At 74.5% G+C, this 18482-nt stretch carries 11 protein-coding genes; 2 read left to right on the top strand and 9 right to left on the bottom strand.

Going from position 1 to position 18482, the window contains the following annotated elements:
- Positions 1-18: 18 nt before the first annotated feature.
- From FHS34_RS13960 to FHS34_RS13950, 3 genes are all read right to left on the bottom strand, one after another.
- Positions 19-1632: a succinic semialdehyde dehydrogenase gene (locus FHS34_RS13960; RefSeq protein WP_184964856.1), complete on the bottom strand. Its 1614-nt coding sequence runs from the start codon at positions 1630-1632 to the stop codon at positions 19-21.
- A 127-nt stretch (positions 1633-1759) separates the two neighbouring features.
- Positions 1760-2842 (bottom strand): serine/threonine-protein kinase, encoded by a 1083-nt coding sequence (locus FHS34_RS13955; RefSeq protein ID WP_184964854.1) that lies wholly within the window; start codon positions 2840-2842, stop codon positions 1760-1762.
- 46 nt (positions 2843-2888) lie between these two features.
- Complete coding sequence (locus FHS34_RS13950) at positions 2889-3791, bottom strand: MBL fold metallo-hydrolase (RefSeq protein WP_184964852.1); 903 nt, start codon at positions 3789-3791, stop codon at positions 2889-2891.
- Positions 3792-3862: 71 nt separating this feature from the next.
- On the opposite strand from FHS34_RS13950, the gene FHS34_RS13945 reads away from it, so the two are divergent.
- The gene (locus FHS34_RS13945) at positions 3863-4774 is read left to right on the top strand and encodes an AraC family transcriptional regulator (protein WP_184964850.1); all 912 of its coding nucleotides are present in this window, start codon (positions 3863-3865) and stop codon (positions 4772-4774) included.
- Here the strand turns inward: FHS34_RS13945 and FHS34_RS13940 are convergent.
- The 5 genes from FHS34_RS13940 to FHS34_RS13920 form a co-directional block, all read right to left on the bottom strand.
- Positions 4761-6464 (bottom strand): serine/threonine-protein kinase, encoded by a 1704-nt coding sequence (locus FHS34_RS13940; protein ID WP_184964848.1) that lies wholly within the window; start codon positions 6462-6464, stop codon positions 4761-4763. The two genes, FHS34_RS13945 and FHS34_RS13940, sit on opposite strands and share 14 nt — an antisense overlap.
- A 52-nt stretch (positions 6465-6516) precedes the next feature.
- Entirely contained in the window at positions 6517-8244 is a 1728-nt protein-coding gene (locus FHS34_RS13935) for a serine/threonine-protein kinase (RefSeq protein WP_184964846.1), read from the bottom strand.
- A 221-nt stretch (positions 8245-8465) separates the two neighbouring features.
- On the bottom strand, positions 8466-10142 hold the full coding sequence (locus tag FHS34_RS13930) for a serine/threonine-protein kinase (RefSeq protein ID WP_184964844.1): 1677 nt from the start codon (positions 10140-10142) through the stop codon (positions 8466-8468).
- 162 nt (positions 10143-10304) lie between these two features.
- Positions 10305-12941 (bottom strand): serine/threonine kinase C-terminal domain-containing protein, encoded by a 2637-nt coding sequence (locus FHS34_RS13925; RefSeq protein ID WP_184964842.1) that lies wholly within the window; start codon positions 12939-12941, stop codon positions 10305-10307.
- A 160-nt stretch (positions 12942-13101) separates the two neighbouring features.
- Complete coding sequence (locus tag FHS34_RS13920) at positions 13102-15186, bottom strand: serine/threonine-protein kinase (RefSeq protein ID WP_184964840.1); 2085 nt, start codon at positions 15184-15186, stop codon at positions 13102-13104.
- 170 nt (positions 15187-15356) lie between these two features.
- On the opposite strand from FHS34_RS13920, the gene FHS34_RS13915 reads away from it, so the two are divergent.
- Positions 15357-16412 (top strand): serine hydrolase domain-containing protein, encoded by a 1056-nt coding sequence (locus FHS34_RS13915; protein ID WP_184964838.1) that lies wholly within the window; start codon positions 15357-15359, stop codon positions 16410-16412.
- 137 nt (positions 16413-16549) lie between these two features.
- Here the strand turns inward: FHS34_RS13915 and FHS34_RS13910 are convergent, their stop codons facing one another.
- Positions 16550-18256: a glycerol-3-phosphate dehydrogenase/oxidase gene (locus FHS34_RS13910; RefSeq protein ID WP_184964836.1), complete on the bottom strand. Its 1707-nt coding sequence runs from the start codon at positions 18254-18256 to the stop codon at positions 16550-16552.
- Positions 18257-18482: the final 226 nt, after the last annotated feature.

The following is an 18482-nucleotide window of genomic DNA, read 5'->3' as shown; positions in this document are numbered from 1 at the left end:
CGTCGAGAACGGGTGTTTCTAGCGGAACCGGAATGCCTTCATGACCCGGAGGCTCGTGCTCATGAACCGGGCGTACTTCTCGTCGTCCATGCCCAGCGACGGGGCCATCGGCAGCAGCCGCTGCCGGGCCACCGTCTGGGCCTCCGTGTACTTGAGGATGCCCTCGGAGCCGTGCCGGCGGCCGAGGCCGGAGTCCTTCATGCCGCCCATCGGGGACTGGACGCTGCCGTAGGCGGGTGCGTAACCCTCGTTGACGTTGACCGTGCCGGTGCGCAGGGCGGCGGCGACGTCCTGGCCGCGGCGGGCGCTCTTCGTCCACACGGACGCGTTCAGGCCGTACGGCGTGGCGTTGGCCCGCTCGACGGCTTCGTCGTCGCTCTTGAAGCGGTAGACCGAGACGACCGGGCCGAAGGTCTCCTCCTCGCACACGGCCATGGACGTCTCGACGCCGTCCAGGACGGTGGGCTCGAAGAAGTAGGGGCCGATGTCGGGGCGGGCCACTCCGCCCGCGATCACCTTCGCGCCCTTGGCGACGGCCTCCTGCACATGCCGTTCGACGGTCTTGAGCTGGCGTTCGCCGACCAGCGAGCCCATGTCGGCGCCGTAGGCGAGGGAGTTGCCGAGCCGCATGGCCCGGGTACGGGCGGCGAACCGCTCCAGGAACGCGTCGGCGACGGACTCGTGGACGTACAGCCGCTCGATGGAGATGCAGAGCTGGCCGGCCGAGGAGAAGCAGGCGCGTACGGCTCCGGCGGCGGCCTTCTCGATGTCGGCGTCGTCCAGCACCAGCATGGCGTTCTTGCCGCCGAGTTCGAGGGAGACGCCGACCAGGCGGGAGGCGGCGCCGACGGCGACCTCGCGGCCGGTACGGGTGGAGCCGGTGAAGGAGACGTAGTCGGCGTGCTTGACCAGTTCCGGGCCGACGACCGGGCCCTCGCCGAGGACGACCTGGAAGACGCCGTCGGGCAGTCCGGCCTCGATCAGCAGGTCACGCGCCCACAGCGCGGTGAGGCAGGTCTCGGTGTCCGGCTTCATCACCACGGCGTTGCCCGCGACGAAGGCGGGCAGGGCGTCGCCGACGGACAGTTCCAGCGGGTAGTTCCAGGGGGCGATCTGGCCCACGACGCCGCGCGGGTGCCGGAGTTCGGTGACCTTCGTCAGGGCCGGCACGGCGCCCGTGTGCCGCTTGGGCCTCAGATACGTCGCGGCCCGGCGGCCGTAGTGGCGGGCCGCGACGGCGACGGCCTGCACCTCCTCGTGCGCGTGCAGGCGGGCCTTGCCGGTCTCCAGCTGGATCAGGTCGAGGATCTCGGCCTGCCGCTCCAGCACCAGGTCGTGGAAGCGGAGCAGGACGGCGGCCCGCTGCCGTACCGGGGTCCTCGCCCAGACGGCCTGGGCGGCGCGGGCCGCCTCGAACGCCTTGCGGACGTCCTCCGGGGTGGACTCGGGCAGGTCGGCCAGTTTCTCGCCGGTGAACGGGGTGTGGTTGGCGGTACGGCCGGAGCCGACGACCCCCTTGGTGAGCTGGGCCACCAACTCGGGGGTGACCACGTCGGCGGCGGTGCGGGCGCCTTGGGGCGCGGGCGCGAGCGGGTTGGTACCGGCGATGTCCGGGGCCTGCGTGTCCGTCATGACGCGCAGGGTATGCCGGAGCGCAGGCTTTGTGTACCCGTCGGTAACGCGGATTCACCGAGTGCTCACATACTGCCAGTGATCACTGGCAGAGAATGCGCTGATCAGGGCGTTGGCCGGGTGGCGATCAGTCGGTTCCGGGTTTTTTCGCGAGCAGCAGGCCGAGAGCGGCGAGAGGGGTGCGGCGGCGGGCGCCGGGGGCGGGGAAGGGGGCCGCCGCCGGACGCGACGACGGCTCGGCGGGCTCTGCCGGTCCGGCCGGCTCGCTTCCTTCCGCCGGTCCGACCGCTTCCCCCGCCCGCCCCGATCCGACCGTCTCCCCCGCTCCCACCGGCCCGACCGTCTCCCCCGCCCGCCTCGGCCCCATCGTCTCCCCCGCCTGCCGCGCTCCCGCCCGCTCGGTCGGCTCCGGCTCCTTCGGCTCGGCGGCGTCCGCCGGATCCGTGTCCTCCACGGTGCCGAGGCCCAGGTAGTCACCGAGTACGGCGGCGACCTCGTGCGGACCGGGCCGGGCCGCGGGCTCGTCGGCGCGCAGCCGGTCCAGCAGCGGGCCCAGCGGGCCCAGCGAGCCGGGGTCCGCGTCCCCCACGGCGGCGCGCAGCAGCGCACCCAGGGACCACAGGTCGGAGGCCGGACCGGCGCCGGGGCCCGCCGCCCGCTCCGGGGCGACGAAGCCGGCGGGGGCGTCCTCCGCGTGCCCGTCGCCGATGCCGAAGTCGGTGAGGACGACGCGTCCGGTGCCCGACTCCAGCAGGACGTTGGCCGGGTGGACGTCCCGGTGCACGATCCCGACGGCGTGGGCGGCGCGCAGCGCACCGAGCACGGCGAGTCCGATGCGCGCGGCCTCGGCGGCCGGGAGCGGCCCGCGCCGCAGCACCTCGCGCAGGGACTCGCCCGCCACCAGCTCCATCACGATCCACGGGGTTCCGGCCTCGGTGACGACGTCGTACACCGTCACGGCCGAGGGGTGCCGCACCCGGGTGGCGGCCCGGGCCTCGTGGTGGAGCCGGTGCGCGATCCGCCGGCTCTCCTCGTCGGTGGCCGGATCCCCGGGCAGCAGCGGCTCCTTGACGGCGACCGGCCGCCCCTGCCCCTGCTCGTCCCGGGCCCGCCACACGGTCCCGGTCGGCCCGGCCCCGAGGCGCCCGGCCAGCCGGTAACGGCCGCCGATCAGACGTGCGTCGGGCGGGAGTTCGCCGTCTTCGGTCATGTCACATGAGTACCGTGCGCTCCACGCCGTTGTCGAAGCGGGGCGGTCAGGCGGCCCACCGGTGCGGGCGGAAACCGTGCGACGCCCTGCGCACCTCCACCGCCCCGGCCCCGCCGAAGTGGGCGGGCACCACCAACGCCCGTTCCTCCGCCGCCCGTTCCAGCACCCGTTCCCGGGTCCGCGCCGCCTGCCCCGGGTCGAGGCAGAAGCAGCTGCTGCACTCCGGACGCAGGATCTGCACCGGGCTGTGCAGCAGGTCGCCGACGAACACCGCCCGCTCGCCGCCGGACTCGACGCGCAGGAGGCCGGAGCCGGGGGTGTGGCCGGGCGCCGCCTCCAGCACGAGGTGCTCGTCGATCCGGTGCGTGTCCTCCCAGAGCACCGTCTGTCCTGCCCGGTGCACGGGCGCGACGCTGTCCTCGTAGACGAGCCGGTCCACCGGGCGGGTGCCGCCTCCGTAACCGCCCGCCGGGCCGAAGTGGCGGTCGTCGGCGGCCGGGAGGAGGTACCGGGCGCGCGGGAAGGCCGGCACCCACTCGCCGTCGGCGTCCACGGTGTTCCAGCCGACGTGGTCGGCGTGCAGATGGGTGTTGATCACGACGTCGACGTCCCGCGGCCGGATCCCCGCCCGCTCCAGCCGGCCCAGGAAGTCGCCCTCGCGCCGGTGGAAGAGCGGATTGCCGGGCCGCTCCCGCCCGTTGCCGACCCCGGTGTCGACCAGCACGGTCCGTCCGCCGCTGCGCAGCACCCAGGTCTGGAGCGCCACCACGGCCCGGCCCCCGCCGGGCTCCAGGTGCTCGGGCACCAGCGCGTCCGCGTGGGCCCGCCACACGTCGGGGCCGCAGTCCGGCACCAGATCGGCGGCCGGCGCGTACGGGCCCCGCCACTCGACGATGCGGAGCACCTCGACGTCACCGATCAGGAAACTCTGTACGTGGTCATCGGTCATACCGAGGACGCTAGAAGCCCCGGTTGAGCGTTCCAATGCTCGACCGGCTCTCTTCGATACGCTGCCGTCTCATGGATGTGGTCAGCGATGCGATCTCCACGGTCCGGGTGGGCAGCCCCTCCTCCAGCCGGCTCCGCGTCGCCGGCGCCTGGTGCGTCCGGCTGGCGCCGTACGAGGGCGCGGGTTTCCACGTCGTACTGAGCGGCTCCTGTCTGCTCGTGACGGACGGGGGCGGCGCGCCGGTGCCTCTGGGGCCGGGGGACGTGGTGCTGCTTCCGCACGGCGCCGGGCACGTACTGGCGCACGCGGCGGCCGGGGCGGCGGAGCTGCGCCGGGCGGTGCCGTTCGAGGAGGTGCGGGACACGGACGTACGGCGTCCCGGGCCCGGCCCCGAGGTGGAGCTGCTGTGCGGCAAGTACCGGCTGGACCGCAGCCGTACGCACCCGCTGCTGGCGGAGCTGCCGCAGGTGGTGCATCTGCCCCACCGGGCCGGCGGGCATCCGGAACTGCAGGCGGCCGTCGGCCTGCTGGCGCATGAGCTGGCGGAGCGCCGGGCGGGCGGCTGCCTCGCCCTGCCGAGCCTGCTGGACCTGCTGCTGGTCTACCTGGTCCGGGCCTGGACGGCCGAGGCCGGGACGGGCGCCTGGCCGGCGGCGCTGAGCGACCCGGTGACGGCGGCCGCGCTGCGCGCCCTGCACTCCGATCCGGCGGCCCCCTGGACGGCGGCCCGCCTGGCCGCCGAGGCGGGCGTGTCCCGGGCCACGCTGGCCCGGCGGTTCACGGCTCTGGTCGGCCGTCCGCCGATGGCGTACCTGACCTGGTGGCGGCTGATGCTCGCGGCGACCCGGCTGCGCGCGACGGACGCGCCGCTCGCGGCGGTGGCGCGGGAGACGGGGTACGGCAGCCCGTACGCCCTCTCGCACGCCTTCAACCGGGAGTTCGGGACCACCCCCGGCCGGTACCGGAGCCTCAGGGCTTCGTGATCTCCAGGTTCGCGACGGCCGCCTTCGCCACCTCCCGGCCGCGGGCGGTGAAGTCGCCCTTGGCCGGGTAGCCGACCGCCAGTTCGTACATGTCCCCGGACGTGGTGCGGTAGTAGAAGATCCGCAGTTCGCGGGGGCGCGCGGGTGAGTCGTCCGACGGATGGACGACCGTGTTCCCGGCGGCCTGCCGGCCGTGGTAGGTGGCGTCCGCGTCCGGGACCGTCCTCGTGGCCTTGGCCATGCCCAGGTCGTAGTCGCCCTGGGTCTTGAACTTCTCGTTGTCGTCGTACATCTGGGCCCGCGCACTGGACTTGATCCGGTCCGGGTAGTCCGCGGACCGGCGCTCCAGGTGCAGGCGGATCCAGATGCCGCCGCTCCAGTCCGCGTACGTCACCCAGTTCCGGTCGCTGTCCTCCTTGTCCGGCCGGGTGACCTGGTAGCCCTCGGGGACGGCGAGGGTGGCGCCGATCCCGCTCTCCGGCCGCTTCGCCCAGCCGTCGGGCAGCGGGCCGGCGGAGGGACCGGCGAGGACGAGGCAGGCGGTGACGGCCGCCGCGACCACCGCCGCGCCGGCACCGGTCCAGGCGAGACGGCGCGGGCGGCGGGAGCGGGCGACGGCCGGGGCGGGCCCGGACGGCAGGGGCGCCGTGGGTGCGGGGGGCGGCGGCGGGGGGCTCGCCGCCGCCCGCAGCAGGGTGCGGACCCGGTCCGCCGACGGGCGGTGCGCGGGATCCTTGTGGAGCAGCCCGTTGATGACCTCGGCGAGCGGGCCGGACGCGGACGCGGGCGGGGCCGGGGTGGCGTTGAGGACGGACTGGAGGGTGGCCGGCGTGTTGCTGCGCCGGAACGGCGACACGCCCTCCGTGGCCAGGTACAGCACCACGCCCAGCGACCACAGGTCGCTCGCCGGTCCGGGCCGCTGCCCGAGCACCCGCTCCGGCGCGATGAACTCGGGCGAGCCGACGAAGCCGCCGGTGTCCGTGAGCCGGGTGTCGCCCTCGATCTGAGCGATCCCGAAGTCCGTGAGGACCACCCGGTCGTGCCGGCCCAGCAGGATGTTGTCGGGCTTGACGTCCCGGTGCAGCACACCCGCGGCGTGCGCCGCCTCCAGCGCGCCAAGTACCTGCAGACCGATCCGGGCCGCCTCCCGCGCGTCCAGCGTGCCGTCCCGCAGCGTGCTGCCGAGGGTGCGGCCGTGCACCAGCTCCATCACGATCCACGGCCGGCCGTCGACGACCGCGACGTCGTGCACGTTCACCACCGCGGGGTGGTCGAGCCGGGCCGCGGCGCGGGCCTCGCGGCGCATGCGCTCGAAGGCGTTGGCCCGTTCCCGCTCGGGAAGGTGGTCCGGCAGGCGGGGTTCCTTGACGGCGACCTCACGGTCCACCGTCTCATCCTCGGCCCGCCAGACGGTGCCCATGCCGCCGTGCCCCAGCTTGGCGAGCAGCCGGTAGCGGCCCGCGACGAGCCGCCCGGCGCCCGGTTCCCCGGCGGGGGCGGCCGGGGCCGGAGCGGAGGCCGTCCGGGCCGGGAGCGCGGCCGGCCCGGCGGGGCCGGGGACCCCGGCCGGCGCTGCCGGGCCCGGTGTCGCGTGCGGCTCGATGCCCGGGGCCGGCCGCGGTCTCGGCGGTTGCAGAACAAAACTCGTCGTGTCGTCGGCCCCGTGGCCGACTCCCCCGTCACTGCTCATGCGTCATCTCTACCTCGCCCCGGCGCCCGGTCCAACAGCGAGGGCGAACCGGTCACACACCCGTGACCGAGAACGTGTCGGCCGCCACGTCGAAGTACTCCCGCGCCTCCCGCACCTTCCCCACCGGCGCCGACACCCAGACGTCGTACAGCAGCCCGCCCTCCTCCCAGCACAGGTCGTAGGTGTGGCGGGGCCCCTCCGCCGCGCTGAAGCCGTTCCAGGTGAACTCCCAGAACGCGGCCGGGTGTCCGCCGTGCGTGGTCCGGGTGACCCGGCCGTCGTGGTAACCCGGGTTGCTGGAGGGGCCGCCGGCGGCCGAGCGTTCCATCACCCCCTGCGGGCCGCCCGGCTGAGGCGCGGTGATTCTGATGCCCAGGCGGAAGGTCCGGCCCGGCGAGAAGTAGAAGACGCGCTCGCCCTGCGGAGTGCGGGTGAAGTCCTCGGGCACGGCGAGGGAGAAGCCGGCCGGGTCCTGGGCCGTGCGGTAGCCGGAGGGCGCGGTGTGCCCGCCGGAACTCGGCCGGGGTGCACCGGAGGTGGGCGCGGGCGCCGGGCGTGCTCCGGACGGTGCCGGGGAGGGAGTCGTGCCCGCCGAGGCACCCGGGGAGCCGGCGGGGCCGGTGCCGGTCCGGGTGGCCGGGGACGTCGCCGTGCCGCCCGGGGTGCCGCCGCCCCCGTCCCCGTGCCGGTGCAGCAGCAGCGCCGCGGCCGACACGCCCGCCCCGGCCAGCGCGGCCACGAGCAGCGCCGCCACCAGCACCCCGCGCGGGGAGGACCGCTTCGGGAGCGGCTGCACCGGAGCGGACGGCACCGGTCCGCGGGGCAGATCCGGCTGGGTCGGCGCGTACGGCTCGGGAGTCTTCGGCGTACGGCTCCCACCGATCCGGTGGACGCGCCCGCCGGCGTGCGGTCCCCCCGTGGCCGGGACGGCCGGAGCGGCGGGCGTCCGGCCGGTCTCCAGATACGTCCGCAGCATCCACTCGGCGTCCGCCGCGCCCAGCCGCCGGTCGGGGTCGCGGTCCAACAGGCCCCGGACGACGGGCAGCAGCGGCTCGGCCTGCACCGGGGGGCGGATGTCGTCGGCGACGACGGCGTGCAGGATGCCGCCGAGCGAGTCACGGCGGAACGGTGACTCGCCGCTGAGCACGGTGCACAGCAGCGCGCCCAGCGACCACAGGTCGGACTCCGGTCCGGTGCGCAGCCCGGACATCCGCTCGGGCGCGGTGTATTCGGGCGAGCCGACGAAGGAGCCGGTCTCGGTGAGCGTGGTGGCGCCCGCGACCTGGGCGATACCGAAGTCGGTGAGGACGACCCGGTCGGTGCCGGACTCGATCAGGACGTTCGCGGGTTTGATGTCCCGGTGCAGCACGCCCGCCTCGTGGGCGGTGTGCAGCGCGCTCAGCAGGGCGATGCCGATCCGCGCGGCCTCGGCGGCGTCGACCGGGCCGTGCCGGGAGATCCGGTCGGCGAGCGAACCACCGTCGATCAACTCCATCACCAGATACGGCCGTTCGTCCTGCTCCACCACGTCGTGCACGACGATGATGTGCGGATGCCGCAGCTGGCAGACCGCGCGGGCCTCGCGGAACGTACGCTCACGGCGGCGCCGCGCGTCGTCGTCCGGGAGCGAGTCGTCCGGAAGGAGCTCCTTGACCGCCACCTGACGGCCCAGCACCTGGTCGCTCGCCCGCCACACGACGCCCATGCCGCCGCGCCCGACGCGTTCCTCCAGGCGGTAACGGCCCGCGATCAGCCGGAACCCGGCTCCCTCGGTCCCCATGCGCCCCATCATGCCGCACCGGACCTGTCCGCTCCGGGGCACCGATCGGCCAACCCGGACCGCACTCTGGCCGACGGGCACCGCCCCCGGCAGCGGGGACGGCGGGGACGGCGCCGGACGCGAGGACGTTCCGGGCGGTGCGCCGTCCGTCCGGGGCCGGTCGGCGGTGCCGTCCGTGCGGCCCTTGCCGCCGAACGGCCGGCAGCGGCCGGCTTGCCTTCCTACTGCGGCTGCTGCCAGCTCTGCAGGACCCACTTGAACTGCTTGCTGGTCTTCGCCCAGTCCTTCTCCGGGGTCGACATGTAGATCGCGTACTCGGCGCCGTCCCGCGAGAAATACGTCTCCTCGATGGCGTGGCGTGGACCGGCGACATGGGGCGGGTCCTTGGCCAGAGCCGTCCAGGTGTACTCCCACAGCGAGCCCTTGCAGTCGCGGTAGGTGTTCTCTTCCATGGTCACCTGCTGGTAGTCGACCAGCCCCTGGATCTGCTTCTCCAGATCCTCCTGGTGCGACTTGGCGTCGGCGAAGTCCGGCGAGGTGTCGATGGCGATGCGGACGAAGTGCTTGCCGCCGTCCGGGGTGTAGTCGACCTGCCGGAGAGCGCCGTCCACGCCGACGACCCTTCGCGACCAGCCCTTGGGCAGGTAGACGCTGAAGCCCCACTCGTCGTCGTACCGCTGCCACGAAGCGGGGACCGTGCCGTCGGAGCGCGGCGCGGCGCCGCTCGCGGAGGGTGACGTGCCGGCCGGGCCCGCCGTCCCGCCCGTCCCGTCGCTCTGCTCCCAGGCGCCCCACTGCTGGAAGGCCGCCGCCGAGCCGCCGCCGAGCACGGCCGCGGCGACGACGACGAGCGCGAAGGTGCGCAGCCGGCGCCGGCGCCGGGCCGGTGCCCGGCCGCCCGCCGCACCGGCAGGCATGGGAGCCACGGCCGTCGGCCCGGTCATGGGGCGGCCCGCGCCCGACGGGATGCCGGGGGCGGTGCCGCCGGTCGGGTAACCGGTCATGCCGTAGCCGGAGTTGTCCGTCCCCCGCGGGTACGCGCCCGAGCCCTGGGCGGGTACGAACGGCTGCGCGGTGCCCGGCCGGCGGCCCTCCGCCGCCTCGGCGAGCATCCGCTCCGCCTCCCCGGCGCCCGGCCGCTGGGCCGGGTCCTTGCGCAGCAGGGCGGCGATGACCGGTGCGAGCGGCCCGGCGTGACGCGGCTCGTCCAGGTGCTCCTCGACGATCGCCTGCATGGTGCTCAGCGGCGAGGTGCGCCGGAACGGCGAGCGCCCCTCGACCGCCGTGTACAGCGTGGCGCCCAGCGCCCACAGGTCGGAGGCCGGGCCGGGGTCGTGGCCGCGCACCCGCTCGGGGGCCAGGTAGTCGACGGAACCGACGACCTCCCCGGTGCGGGTGATGGTCGAGTCGCCCTCGATCTGGGCGATGCCGAAGTCCGTGAGCAGCACCCTGCGGTCCGTGCCGAGCAGTACGTTGCCGGGCTTGACGTCCCGGTGCAGCACCCCGGCGGAGTGTGCGGCGCCCAGCGCCCGCAGCACCCACAGTCCGATCCGCGCCGCTTCCTCGGGCTCGACGCGACCGCGCTCCTTGACCGCGTCGGCCAGCGAGTTGCCCTCGACCAGCTCCATCACGATCCACGGGCGGCCGTCGTGTTCGAGGACGTCGTGCACGGTGACGACGGCGGAGTGGTTGATGCGGGCGGCGGCCCGCGCCTCGGCGCGGGTGCGGGCGAGCAGAACGGCCTGGTCGCTGTCGGACACGTAGAGCGCTGCGGTCAACTCCTTGATGGCGACCTTTCGGTGCAGCACCTCGTCGTGGGCGCGCCACACCCGGCCCATGCCGCCGCTGCCGATGGAATCGGCGAGCCGGTAGCGGCCTGCTATGAGCAGGCCCTGCATCTGATTCACGTTGCCCCGCAATGCTCTTGACAGGGTCAGACTAAGGACCGCCCCCCGCACAGGGAACCAGCGGGGTGCGAAGGAAACCGCACTGTGACGATGGTCATTTCCACGCGAGAGCGGAAACCGCCCTGCCCTGCCCCGTCGCCGAATACACGCTGCTCAACCGGTGTAGCGATACGTCGCCGTAGCCTGCTCGTACAGCCGCGTCACCTCGTCCCGCTCGGCCTCCGGGCCGCGCACCTGGACGATGTGGTAGCGGCCGTCGAGGAGCAGTGCCATGTTCCGCACGAAGAGATCTCTTCCCTGCCCGTCGGTCCAGGTGAACTGCCCTTCCGCCATGGTCCGTCCGCCCACCTCGATGGTCCGCAGGCCGCTCGCCGTGGCCCAGCTGGAGTCGCGGTACGGCTGCAGTTCCCGCTCCTTGTCCCGCTGGTAGACCATCGGATCGCTGCCGTAGGCGGACGTGCCGTCCCGGCCCGGTACGACGATCAGCTCGAAGTTCCCGTGGCTGTAGACCACCTGGCCGCTGCCGTTCTTCGGGATGTGGTCCCAGCCCTTGGCCACGGCGACCTGGAAGCCGTCGGGCTCCTTGCGCAGGGTGAACCCGTCGGGGACGGCAGGGTCACCGCCGGTCTGGGTCTCGGTCGCGGGCGCGGAGGCACCGCCGTCCGGAGCGCTCTGTCCGGCGGAGGGCTGCCGGGTGTGCGAGGGCACGGGGCCGGTCTGCCCGGCGCTGCCGGTACGGTCCTCGCCCGCGGCGCCGTTCCCCTCCTGCTTCGGCATGAAGAGCATCGCGTACGCGATCACACCGGCCAGCAGGAGCAGGATCAGCAGGAGCAGGGTCCGACCCAGGCTGCGCGGCGAACGCCCGCCCTCCCGGGCCCGCTTGTGCCGGCCGTGCGGATGGGTCGCGGGCAGTCCGGCACGCCGGCGGCGCACCAGCTCGCCGCGGCGCCGGACGATCGGCAGCCGGCTCGGGTCGGCGGGCGGCACGGGGACGACATGGGTGCCGGCGTCCGGCTCGGGCGCGGACCGCACCAGGGACCGCAGCCAGCCGCTCAGCTCCTCGACGTCCGGCCGCTCGAGGGGGTCCTGGCGCAGCAGCGACTCCACCACCGGCCGCAGCGGGCCGCACTCCTCGGCGAAGGCGGGCGGTTCGGCGCACACCAGTTGCACCAGCTCGGCCGTGGACTCCTCCGGGTAGGGGGCGTGCCCCTGGACGGCCCGGAACAGCAGGGCGCCCAGCGCCCACAGGTCGGTGGCGGGGCCGATCGGCGCCGCCAGCTGCCAGTTCTCGTGCACGGGCCCGGCCTGCTCCGGCGCCCACCGTTCGGTCACCGGTCCCACCACGGTCATCCGCACCTGCCGGGCCCGCTCGGCGGCGAGCGCGGTACCGGGGCCACGGCGCACGGCACCCGGCTCGTCCCACCGGCCGCCCGGCTGTGCGGGGAGTGCGCCGGGGGCGAGTTCGGGGCGGGCGGGGGCGCCGCCCGGCCGGACCGGCCTGCTCCCCGCGTCCTCCGGGGCCGGGCCGTACCCCTGGGCCGGCACCTGTCCGGGCAGGCCCGGCCGGGGCGCACCGCCGACCGGGGCGGGCACCGTGCCACCGGTTCCGGTGCGCGGTGCGGCGCCGTGCCAGGAGGCGCCTCGCACTCCGTACGGGTCGGCGATCCGGCCGGGCGGCGGCACGGCGCCCGCCTCCGCGGGGTACGACGGCCGGCCCGTGCCGTCACCCCGGCCGGCGCCGGTGTCGTCCTCGGCGGGCGGACGGGCGCCGGGCAGCGCGGGGCGCCCGCTCTGCTGGGCCTCGTGCACCCGGGCGGCGGCACGGGCACCCGCGCGGTACGCGGCGATGGCGCCCGCCCGGGCGGCGCGGACGTCGGCCCCGCTCTCCAGGGCCGGCTGCTCCGCCGGTCCGGACCTCCCGTTCGCGTCCGGAGCCGGCAGTCCTCCGGCCGCCCGTGCCCGGATGGCGGCGCGCCGCGCGGCCTCGGGGTCCACATCCGCGGTCGGACCGCCGGCCCCGCCCGGCATCCCTCCCGCGCGGCCGCCGGGACCCGTGGGCACCCCTGTTCCCGGGCCGGGACCGGGCCCCGAGGGGCCGCCGCGCTCAGCGGCCCCCGCCGCCCGCGGCTGCCCGCCGGACACCTCTCCGGTGTCCTCCGCGTGGCCGTCGGGGGCCGGCACCGGGTCGTACCCGCACAGCGCCTCCTCCGCCGCGCCGACGGCGAGGCCGGTCAGCATCACCCGGCCGTCGTCGCAGACCAGGATCGTGCGGACGGTGATGTTGCGGTGCACCCAGCCGTGCGCGTGCAGCACCCGGAGCGCCATGAGCACGTCGGAGGCGACCTCGGCCGCCCGGTACGGCGACAGCGGCTTCCCGGTGAGCAGGGCGGCCAGCGGACGCGCGGCCACCAGCTCGCTGACGATCCACAGGGACCCGCCCTCGGCGAACACGTCGAAGACCTGGTCCAGGCGTGGGTGGTCGGGGATGCGGGCCGCCGCCTGCGCGGCCTCGACGGCGCGCCGCACCGCCGGATCGGCGGGCTGCCGGGTGGCTGTCCTGCCCTCCGGTGCCCGGCGGGACGTGCGCTCGCGCGCGGTGAACCCCTCGGGCAGCCCCTCGGCGTCGAGCACCTCGGCCTCGACGACCTCCGGCAACGGCACCTGCCGGACGAGGACTTCCTGGCCGCTGTAGGTGTCGAAGGCGCGGGTCTCGGTGAATTCGTACTCGTCGGACGGCGGCAGTGGCAGGCGGTAGCGGTCGGCGAGCACCCGACCCGCGTAGTCGTCCACTTTGCCTCCCCCGGCCGCCCGGTTGGTCACACCCGATCGCCTCACGGCCCGTTTCGCACACGCATGCGGCTGCGTACGGTCCGCGATTCACGATACGTGCCGGAGGCAACCCGCATTGAAAGGATGACGGATTCTCACGTACCAAACCGTCGTACAGGGCCTACGACTTCGGCTTGAAGGACTCGGTCAACGTCTTCCACGTGTCCTTGCGCAGATCGCCGTTCCAGTGGGCGGCCTTCGCGGAGTACATCAGCGCGTAACCGAGGTGGTCGTTCACCACGAAGCCCCGGTCGATCGTGCGGTACCCGGTGCCGTCCTCGGTGTAGGTGAACTCCCAGTCGGCGGTGTTCCAGCCGCGGTAGTCCACCTGCTCGATGCGGATCTTGCGGTACTGGTCGCGCACCATGTCCCGCTCCTGGTTCTTCCAGTCCGCCACCGGGTCGTCCTTCGGCGTGCTGGTCCAGGCGACGAGCAGCCGCTGCCCGTCGGGTCCGGTGTAGCGGTCGCCGGCGGACACGGTGGTCTTGAACCTCCACCCCTTGGGCAGACCTATGGAGTAGCCCTGACCACCCTTGCGGGTGCTCTCGGCCGGCGCGCTCCCGCTGCCCTTCGGCCCCGAGCCGTCGGAGGCGCCGGAGTCGTCGGAGGCGTCGGCATCACCGGAGGTCGGGCTCGCGTCGGCGTCCGCCGCGGTGTCCGGCGCCGAACCGGTGGCGGTGGATGCCGCGCCGGCCCCGTCCGTCCGTGTTCCGGTGGCCGTGCCGGCCCCCTTGCCCTTGTCCTGCTTGGCGGAGGCGCTGGAACTCGCCGCGGCCTTGGCCCCGCTGTTCGCGCCGTTCTTGTCGTCACCGCCGCCCAGGGTGAGGGCCAGCACGGTCCCGAGCACCGCGAGGACGACCACCACGGCGATGATCACCAGCGTGCGCTTGGGGACCACGTCGGTCAGCGGCGCCCTCGGCACCGGCCGCGGCGGCAGGTCCAGGTCCGGCGGCGGCACCTGGGGCCACCCGGAAGACGGCTTGTTCGCGCTGGAGTTCTGCGCACCGCCCGCACCCGCCACCGTGCCCCCCGGCCGCGCGGCGGATCCGGCACCGGGCCCGCCCGCGGCACCCGGCCGCGTCCCGCCGGCCGCACCGGTCCGCGCCGCGCCGGGGACGGTGCCCCCGGCACCCGCCGCGCCGCCCGGGCCCCGCCCGGCCGGCTCGCTCCCGCTCTTGCCCCGCGTCGTCGCCCCGGCCGCGGCGGCGCCGGCCGCCTTGCGCACGGACCGGAGCGCGCCGCGCAGCTTGTCGCCGGCCTCCTCGCCCCGCCTGCCTTCCGGCCCACCGGGCTGCACCGGCAGCGGAACCACCCGCGTGGCGTCCATCGCCTCCGGCTCGGGGGCCCTGATGACCTTGTCGAGCAGGGCCCGGGCCCCGGCGTCGTCGAGCCGCTCGGCCGGGTCCTTGGTCAGCAGACCGTAGATGACGTCCCGCAGCGGTCCCGCGTGTTTGGGCTCCTCCAGGGGCTCGGTCATCACCGCGGTGAGCGTGGCGATCGCCGAGCCCTTGTCGTACGGCGGCGTGCCCTCGACCGCCGCGTACAGCAGACCGCCGAGCGACCACAGGTCGGCCGCCGGTCCCGGCTTGTGGCCGCGGGCCCGCTCCGGGGAGATGTAGGAGGGGGCGCCGACGAGCATGCCGGTGGAGGTGATGGACGGGTCACCCTCGACCTGCGCGATGCCGAAGTCGGTGAGCACGACCCGGCCGTCCTCGGCGATGAGCACGTTGGACGGCTTCACGTCCCGGTGCAGGATGCCCTCGCGGTGCGCGGAGCGCAGCACGTCGAGGACGGCGAGGCCCACCTCGGCGGCGCGCCTCGGCTGCAGCAGGCCGTCCTCGCGGATGACCTCGGCCAGGGACTTGCCCTCGACCAACTCCATGACGATCCAGGGCCGGTCGTCCTCGTCGACCACGTCGAAGACCGTCACCGCGCTGTTGTTGCGGATCCGGGCGATCGCCTTGGCCTCGCGCAGGGTGCGCGTGATCAGGCGCCGCTTCTCCTCCTCGTCGATGTTCGACGGGAACCGCAGCTCCTTGACGGCGACCGTCCGGCCCAGGGTCTCGTCCTCGGCGCGCCAGACCGTGCCCATACCGCCCCGGCCCAGCACGTCTCCCAGTCGGTACCGCCCCGCGAGGAGACGCCGCTCGTTCTTGTCCTGACGAGTCTCCTGACGAGATGTCCCCGCCCGCTCCGCCTCCGACATGCGTCCCCTCATACAACCCGCCCTGACAGAGCCTCCATTGTCTCTCACCCGACAAGTGCCCGACGCCCAGGGTGCCCCAGGCCCGGACCCGCCCTCCCCGCTCCGGGAACCCCCTTGAATGATGCGTTCCGCTTACCGGGATGATGGGCCGCAAGAGGGGAGGAACCGATATGCCGACGCTTCGGACACTCCTGTCCATACCGGTGTCCCTGGCGCTGCTGCTCGCCCCGGCCGCCTCCCAGGACACCTCGCCGGCAGCGGCCACGGAAGCCGTCCTGCCGCTGCTGGCCGGCGACGGCGGGGCCCCCGCCGCGGCCCTGCTGGCCCAGGACACCGACGGGGACGGGAACCGCCTCCGCTACGCGGCCGCCGGCCAGGGCATCGCCCGCGCCGACCACTTCCGCGCCGGCAGCATCACCAAGACCTTCGTCGCGACGGTCGTGCTCCAGCTGGCCGCCGAGCACCGGCTCTCCCTGTCCGACAGCGTGGAGCGGCACCTGCCGGGGCTGCTCCGCGGGCGCGGCACCGACGGGCGGCGCATCACCCTGCGTGCTCTGCTCACCCACACCAGCGGGCTGGCCGACTTCACCGAAGCCACCCGGGGCGTCGTGCCCCTGACCCCGCTTCAGGCGGTGCGCCTCGCTCTCTCCCTCCCTCCGGGCCGCCCGGGCCGCTACTCCTACTCCAGCACCAACTACGTCCTGCTCGGCCTGGTCGTCCGCCAGGTCACCGGTCACTCCTACGCCGTCGAGGCCGAGCGCCGCGTCATCGCTCCGCTGGGTCTGACGGGCACCTCCTTCCCCGGGTCCCGCACCTCACTGCCCGCGCCGCACGGCCGTGCCTACGCCGCCGACGGTTCCGACGTCACCGAGCTCGACCCGCGCGTGGCCGGCGCGGCGGGTGAGCTGGTGACCACACTGGCCGACCTGGACCGCTTCTACGCGGCGCTGCTGGGCGGCCGGCTGCTGCCCTCGCACTGGCTGCGCGAGATGCTCGACACCCGTGCCGCACACGGCTCGTACGGCATGGGGCTGTTTCCGGTGAAGCTGCCGTGCGGCACCACGGTGTGGGGGCACAACGGCCGGATACCCGGGAGCTACGTGCGCAGCGCAGCCACCGCCGACGGCCGCCATGTCCTCACCTTCCGGGTGAACACGGACGCGATCGCAGACCCCCGCCTCGAACCGGCCCTGCTCGCCGCCGGGTTCTGCCCTCACACCCCGTAGAACGGCCGGGCCCCGACGGGAGATCCCGCCCGGAGTCACTCTTTGGGGTGAACCCCAGAGCGGCGGCCGAGGCCCGGAACCGGCACCGCCGGGCCCGGGATCGGCACCGCCGGGCCGGTCAGGGGGCGGGGCGGGGGTTACAGGGGGACGATGTCCGGTGCGCCCAGGCGGGCCGCGTCCGCCGTCTGGTCGTCCGGCTGGAGCTGGGACTCGCGCTCGGCCTCCACCCGCTTCTCGTAGTGCTCGACCTCGCGTTCGATCTGATCCTTGTCCCAGCCGAGGACCGGTGCCATCAGCTCGGCCGCCTCCCGGGCGCTGCGGGTGCCCCGGTCGAAGGTCTCGATGGAGATGCGGGTGCGGCGGGTGAGCACGTCGTCCAGGTGCCGGGCGCCCTCGTGCGAGGCGGCGTACACCACCTCGGCGCGCAGGTAGTCGTCGGCGGCGTGCAGCGGCTCGCCGAGCGCGGGGTCGGCGGCGACGAGGTCCAGGACCTCCTCGGCCAGGGAGCCGTACCGGTTCAGCAGGTGCTCCACGCGGACCACGTGCAGCCCGGTGCGCGCGGCGATCCGCGCCCGAGCGTTCCACAGCGCCTGGTAGCCCTCCGCGCCGAGCAGCGGGGTCTCCTCCGTCACGCAGTCGGCGACGCGCATGTCCAGGCCGTGCACGGCCTCGTCGACGGCGTCCTTGGCCATCACCCGGTAGGTGGTGTACTTGCCGCCCGCCACCACCACCAGCCCCGGCGCCGGGTGGGCGACCGTGTGCTCGCGGGACAGCTTGCTGGTGGCGTCGGACTCGCCGGCCAGCAGCGGGCGCAGCCCGGCGTACACCCCCTGGACGTCGTCCCGGCCGAGCGGCACGGACAGCACCGAGTTCACGTGCTCCAGCAGATAGTCGATGTCGGCGCTGGACGCGGCCGGATGGGCCTTGTCGAGATCCCAGCCGGTGTCGGTGGTACCGATGATCCAGTGCCGGCCCCACGGGATGACGAACAGGACGGATTTCTCGGTGCGCAGGATCAGACCGGTGGTGGAGTGGATGCGGTCCTTGGGCACGACCAGGTGGATGCCCTTGGAGGCGCGGACGTGGAACTGACCGCGCTCGCCGACCATCGCCTGCGTGTCGTCGGTCCACACCCCGGTGGCGTTGACGACCTGCTTGGCGCGCACCTCGTACTCCCCGCCGCCCTCCACGTCCCGCACCCGGGCGCCGACGACCCGCTCGCCCTCGCGCAGGAACCCGGTCACGCGCGCGCGGTTGGCCACCTTCGCGCCGTAGGACGCCGCCGTGCGCACCAGCGTGGCCGTGAAGCGGGCGTCGTCCATCTGGGCGTCGTAGTACTGCAGGGCGCCGACCAGGGCGTCCTTCTTCAGGCAGGGGGCCACGCGCAGGGCGTGACGGCGGCTCAGGTGGCGGTGTACGGGCAGGCCCCGGCCGTGGCCGCGGGCCATGGACATCGCGTCGTACAGCGCGACGCCCGAGCCGGCGTACAGCCGCTCCCAGCCCTTGTGCTGGAGCGGGTAGAGGAACGGCACCGGTTTGACCAGGTGCGGGGCGAGACGCTCCAGCAGCAGTCCGCGCTCCTTGAGGGCCTCACGGACCAGAGCGAAGTCGAGCATCTCCAGGTAGCGCAGGCCGCCGTGGATGAGCTTGCTGGACCGGCTGGAGGTACCGGACGCCCAGTCGCGGGCCTCGACCAGGCCGGTGGACAGTCCGCGGGTGACCGCGTCCAGCGCGGTGCCGGCCCCGACCACTCCGCCGCCGACCACCAGCACGTCCAGCTCGCGCTCCGCCATCGCCGCCAGGGCCTCGGCGCGCTGCACCGGTCCCAGAGTCGCTGTCCTCACCGCTGCCTCCCGCTGTGTCGCAGAATCGCTCGCGTCGGCCGCACCCGGCGGGCGAAGCCCCGTTCATCCCCTCCTCATGCCCAAATTCTGACGGGGTTGCCCGGCCCCAGCCACCACGGCCTCCCAACCTGTGGACAACTCGCGCACAACCCTCGGAAGACACACAAACACAATCACACAGAACGGTCATATGTGTACCTAGTCTGACAGTGCACTCGCTCATGCT

The organism is Streptomyces echinatus, from assembly GCF_014203595.1.
GTDB classification, from domain to species: domain Bacteria; phylum Actinomycetota; class Actinomycetes; order Streptomycetales; family Streptomycetaceae; genus Streptomyces; species Streptomyces echinatus.
The sequence above is the reverse complement of the archived record's forward strand: the minus strand, read 5'-3'. Positions and strand labels throughout refer to the sequence as shown.